Here is a 5,236-nt window from a genome sequence, read left to right as displayed (position 1 = left end):
GGGTAGCACTTCCAAGTCCTAGATAGGGAAACAAGCGTTTTCCCGCCTAGATTTTTAGTGCCACACCCGCTCTGTCACGGTAGAAATTGTAGAATTAGATGCTGAGTGCTGGCACGGGTTTTGACAATCTTAGAGGTCGCAGGCTTAACAAAACCTCAATCTGCATCTGAAAATTCTCACGGGCTGGGTCGAATGCAGCGATCGCCCCCATCAGCAAAATTCTCCCTCAAGCTTCCTTCGATCGAAATACTGACACCAAAATTCTACGACTTTTACCAACAGGCATGGATAATGAAAATAGTTCAAGATATCCTAAGAAGCTTACCCGGTACAGATAAACATAAAAATGTGATATGAACGTTTCGGAAGACTTGAATGGGGCATGGAAAGATGTTTGGAATGTCTTGGAACCAAAGAAGTCTTGGTTGACCGATGCAGCTAAATGCGATTGCATCCAGAAAAAACTTTCCTATTTTAATTCCCACCACGGCAACAGTTCGCAACATATCGACCGAGTTATTAAAGCTTTATCTAGAGGAAAGGGTTTAGTTCAAGCAGCGATCGAATGGCAAAATCCTGCCATCGGTCAAAGCGAAACCCGCAGCGTCAATGATAAGCTACGAGGGCATCAGTGGAGACTGGTAATCGCCTATACCGGTTTTGAGATTGCATCTAAAGCTTTAATGATGGACAAGTGGGACAGGCAAGTTGAGAAGGGGATGTATGAAAGATTTCTGGAAAAATGCGTCCTGCCCGACTACAAGCCAATAGAGCCGCCTAGAGGTAAACCAAAGCTTGAAAAATGGCTGGATAAGGAAGAGGGGGCATTAGCCGAATTCCTGGGAGTAACTTCAGGAGATCGGAAAGCGATCGATCGGTGGCTGGTTCAATCCCAATCTGTAGATTCCTGGTTGGAGGCATACAAACTGGCGAAAGCTCTCAGAAATGCTTCGGCTCACGGATTCCTACTGCCAACTAAGATCCATGACTGGGGACTCAAGAACGGATTTCTTAGACTGACCGACGATTTGGCAAAGATTGTGATAGCTGGACTAAGCAAACTTGCCTAGATTCTGTTTGGAGAACTATGAGGTTTGCATCTTTGCCGACGAGGTATTGACTTTTAGCAGCGATTCAGCATATCATTGAGCTAGAAATATGCAACGGGTCTGAAAGGCGCAATTTTTCGAGACTGTTGCATATTCTTTGTTTTTGAAGGATTCAGAATAAATCGAAAGCGATGCCGGAGTCGGGGGTTGAACCATCGCGCTCCTTTTATCGGGCACCATCGCCTACAGTTTTTTGGCGTTCCCCGGCAATTGCGATTAGAGGCGTACCGATTTCATACCTAACCGACAAGTTCGTTCGATGAAGCAAAGCGCAAAATTCCAGAAAGGGCAAAGAGTTGGTGTTTACAACTCCCAAGGGCCGCGCCAGATTTATGAAGTAGATGAGGTTACTTGGTCTGGGTCAACTTGGACGTATACTTTTTTAGAATGCGATACTAAAAATCCGGTGGGTGTTGGTTTTAGCAACGGCGGTTATTCTCGATACTGGCAAGAAGAACGCTGGCTGTCTTCGGTTTAAACACCCAAGGGCGGGGGAAAAATGCCACTCCCGCGTTCCTCAGCACCAAAAGCCAGGGTTCACTGCAATCACGATTGTGCTTCAGCCCTGATTATTTGTAACGCCCCAGGTTTTACTGCTGTGCGTTATGCAGCAGCCCGTGTAGAAACTTCTTCAAGATCGGATGCCAAGTTAATCTTGGTGTGGCTGCTTGGACGAGCGCAGGAAACTCAGCGGGCTTATCGGGGAGACGTTGCTAATTTCACAGCTTTTATTAGTCGTCAGAGAGAATGGGAAACATTACGCCAGATGGTTTTTCGTTTGTAAGTGCCTCGGCTCTATCACACAAAAAGCTCACCCAAAGGTGGGGGAGCTAAGGGTGGAGGCGAAGCTTTGCCAAATGTAGTGTGAACTTATTGGTTTCTCAATGCTTGTTTTCTGACTTCGCTGCACTAATTTATAGATAGATGCCGTCGCCTGTGATTCGCTAAAGGTCATAATTTATTCCATTCTCCGCTAACCAGCGCTTACGTTCGTGGAAATCTGGCAAAATCCGCTCGACTCTATCCCAAAACGCATGATTATGGTGCGGTTCAATCAAATGCACCATTTCGTGAATCACCAGATACTCAATCATCGATCGCGGTAGCATCGCCACTCGCCAATGAAAATATAAATCTCCCTTGTGTCCGCAGGAACCCCAGCGATAGCCTAAATCTCGCACTTGCATGAAACGGGGAAGAGCTTCGAGGCGATCAACAACAGCAGCAATTTGTGTATCTAAAATCCAGGAAAGGCGATCGCATCCCCTCATTCTGCCAAGTGCGATCGCACTTGGCAGTTACAGCAGCAAATTGAGGCGTGGCAGGCGTTGCTGGAAAAGTTGGGAGGGAATGAATGAGCGATCGCCTCTCATGCCAAGTTGCCTTGTTTAGCCTTATATGCTTCTACAAGAAAAACTATATTTGAAGCGGTAAGGTGCAACACGTATGCAGCTAAGTATTCAGGCACGGTTGTAGGTTCTTTTCCTTGACCATGACCCGATGTTTTATTGCGAACAGTGGGGACACCAGCTTCAAGAACAGACCGTAAGCTTGATAAATGACTTTGAAGATACTGTGGGACAAGCTCGTTTTCAAACACGACTTTAATAAGCTCGCTAGCAGTCCCCTTGGTGTAAGACCATTTACACTCATTACAGATTGTTTTCATAGTGCTCTCAAAAGCATTCTGTGCATCAAGGATTGCATCTTTGTATTCCTTCTTTCTATAGTGTTGATGGGCACTTCGGAATTCTTGCTCCGCTCCTTTGAAATTCTGACTAGATAGTAGGCTGAGTGCGGGGACAACAACCTCAGCGTGGATGAAACTTGAATCAACACGAATGATCTCACCGTTATTGTACTGATAGCCTATTTCATACTCACGAAAGCGATGATTTAACTCGTTAATAGCATCATCAGGAGTTTGAAGCCCCTTTAGCTCATTTGAGTATTCAGGGTATTGCAATAATTTGGGAATATATTCATTTATGTATCGAAATGTAAGTTCAATTAGATCGAGGAGATGCTCAATAGGAGTGTTTTCATTAAGCAAAAAAGACATACATTGCTCGAAGAAATTTTCGGAGGTAGTTCCAAGATTAAACAAACCTAGTTCTCTAGCAAGCGAGTTATGAATTTTACCCCATAAACAATTTACTAATGGTTCGTAATTAATGGTTTGTTTTGGGCAATAAGGACCAATAGCACTTAACCAGATATGTATTACCTGGCGTCGAAAATCGAGTGGCAAATTTGTATACTGATATACCTCTGGTTGGTTGCCACGCTCAGCAAGCTTCTTGCGCTTTGAATATAGATTGTTGATACCCATTTTTATCTGTATTTGGTAATGTTCTGAATTAGTATGCGCCAAGGGCGGTCGCACCCGCGTCTCACTTATCCCTAAAAATCATAACTTGCTCCGTTCTGGGCTAACCACTGCTTACGATCGCACCAATCATCCACAGTTGGCTCCACCCTACCCCTTCATCTTTTCAGGCAACCGCCCATAACTCACATCTAACCAAACCGATACTACAAACTTATCCTCAGCCCAAGTTGCAGCAGAAAATCTAAGTTGGGGCGATTAAGTCAGCATACGTCCATATCCTGAGCCACGCCAGGGAACTGCTACAGCTTCATCAGGATATGGAATTTTCCTTATTTACGACTCAAAACTGTTACAGCTTCATTAAACACCACTATTTCTATAAATGGATAGTGAGAGAAATATCCTGGTTTAAAGAGAGCAATTTAAAAGTCATAAATTTTACATAAGTTCAGTTTGAATAGACGGGTACTCAATAAACTCCATAAACTGCTTTCCTAACTCTGTAGTTTTACTTTCTTGACTATATAAACGATTCATTTTAAGGAGCTTATCAATATCTTCTTGGCGCCTAACCGTTTTTAGTTCTCTCTCTTTTCCTCCCCTTCTTTGAGATATGTGATTTACACCAACAGGAGTTGAATATCTAGAAATGCCCAACCTTTGCAAGGCTATATCACCATCCGCATCTTCTTTCGTAACGTAGTTTTCTCTTAAATTTATCAAACCCCGATCTGCCAAATCTTTCAAAACCTGATTATATATAGCTCTATTTTGTTCCAACATAGGAAAATACGTGTCTAATTCTTTTATGGCATATTTATCTAAGTAGTGAAGATGCTTTAGAGTAGAGATATGAAGTGCAGTAAAACCATCAATCCAGTTGAGAAATATCGCTAAAACATCATCCTCTACAGAGCTGGGAATAGATGAATTGAGAACTACATTCCTCAAGGCTTCAAGTTTTTGCTCCTTATGAGTGTGGCGAGCTATCTGAGACGCATGGAGAAAAGTTGTCAAAAAAACCGGATTTTCACAATTAACTGATTCAACTTTAGATTGTAGCTCAGTTAATTTTTCAACTACAGCTTCTAAAAAATTACGTATCCTTTTCGTTGTCGGAGGACCAATATAGGTATCGATAAAGAATTCCGCTAACGGTCCGAGTGCTGGTATAGAGCTAGCGGCTGCTTTGAAACCATTATAAATTATATCAGAACTATTGCTATCAGTCGCTTTGAGTTTTTCTACGAGGGAGTCTTCATTTTGAATGATGTTGCTCATAATTACTTTTTGCAAAAAGATTTATTAATCCTAGCGTTCGCTCTTAAGAAGCTAATTAGGGTTTTCCGTATTGTTAAGAATCGGGTATCACGAGCTCACATCCCAAATCATTGTTAATCGCCATTAACTTCCCATATCCTAACCCAGGGCTTAAAACTGGTACAGCACGGTTACTCCGGCACTGGAAGTGGGTCTAGTCGATCGCCCGATCGCCCTTCACTTCGCCTTCCCCCTTCCAGCAACTCCGTGTTTATTTGTCTGGTCTACGGTCTGTCCCCGGTGCCGTTCCGCAATATTGGCCACTCCGCGTCTGCCCCAAAGCCGAAACCTTGCGATGAGGGCAGCCAATTTTGCTCCACTAGAAAAGCATGGAGAGTTTTTGGCAGGCTTGGCCGCTGCGGGCGGCCTGTTTGTTTCCGCAGATTTTAAACATTACTTAGGGCTTGCTGAAAAAGTGAGAAAACAGCATTTAGAAAGATGAGTGAATTCGAGTTCTCCTCGGCAATATAAGTTT

The 5,236-nt window shown here is 43.4% G+C and carries 7 protein-coding genes; 4 read left to right on the top strand and 3 right to left on the bottom strand.

Translation table 11 applies throughout. The features are described from left to right. Positions 1 to 120: 120 nt before the first annotated feature. From QUA74_RS29200 to QUA74_RS29185, 4 genes are all read left to right on the top strand, one after another. Positions 121 to 357 carry a hypothetical protein gene (locus QUA74_RS29200; protein WP_333336179.1) on the top strand — a complete coding sequence of 79 codons (237 nt, stop codon included), beginning with the start codon at positions 121 to 123 and terminating at the stop codon, positions 355 to 357. Beyond that, positions 354 to 1,070, top strand: a complete 717-nt coding sequence (locus QUA74_RS29195) for a hypothetical protein (protein ID WP_333336178.1) — start codon at positions 354 to 356, stop codon at positions 1,068 to 1,070. The genes QUA74_RS29200 and QUA74_RS29195 overlap by 4 nt, the downstream gene beginning before the upstream one ends. 298 nt (positions 1,071 to 1,368) lie before the next feature. After that, positions 1,369 to 1,587 carry a hypothetical protein gene (locus QUA74_RS29190; protein ID WP_333336175.1) on the top strand — a complete coding sequence of 73 codons (219 nt, stop codon included), beginning with the start codon at positions 1,369 to 1,371 and terminating at the stop codon, positions 1,585 to 1,587. 21 nt (positions 1,588 to 1,608) lie between these two features. Next, the gene (locus QUA74_RS29185; protein ID WP_333336172.1) at positions 1,609 to 1,893 is read left to right on the top strand and encodes a hypothetical protein; all 285 of its coding nucleotides are present in this window, start codon (positions 1,609 to 1,611) and stop codon (positions 1,891 to 1,893) included. Positions 1,894 to 2,053: 160 nt separating this feature from the next. Here the strand turns inward: QUA74_RS29185 and QUA74_RS29180 are convergent, their stop codons facing one another. From QUA74_RS29180 to QUA74_RS29170, 3 genes are all read right to left on the bottom strand, one after another. Then, the gene (locus QUA74_RS29180) at positions 2,054 to 2,380 is read right to left on the bottom strand and encodes a M48 family metallopeptidase (RefSeq protein ID WP_333336169.1); all 327 of its coding nucleotides are present in this window, start codon (positions 2,378 to 2,380) and stop codon (positions 2,054 to 2,056) included. 98 nt (positions 2,381 to 2,478) lie between these two features. Further along, complete coding sequence (locus tag QUA74_RS29175) at positions 2,479 to 3,441, bottom strand: STM4504/CBY_0614 family protein (protein WP_333336167.1); 963 nt, start codon at positions 3,439 to 3,441, stop codon at positions 2,479 to 2,481. 438 nt (positions 3,442 to 3,879) lie between these two features. Next, on the bottom strand, positions 3,880 to 4,722 hold the full coding sequence (locus QUA74_RS29170) for a hypothetical protein (protein ID WP_333336164.1): 843 nt from the start codon (positions 4,720 to 4,722) through the stop codon (positions 3,880 to 3,882). Between the last annotated feature and the right edge of the window lie 514 nt (positions 4,723 to 5,236).

This window comes from Microcoleus sp. LAD1_D3 (genome assembly GCF_036702135.1).
Taxonomy (GTDB): Bacteria; Cyanobacteriota; Cyanobacteriia; order Cyanobacteriales; family Microcoleaceae; genus Microcoleus.
This window is presented reverse-complemented; position numbering and strand designations above follow the sequence as displayed.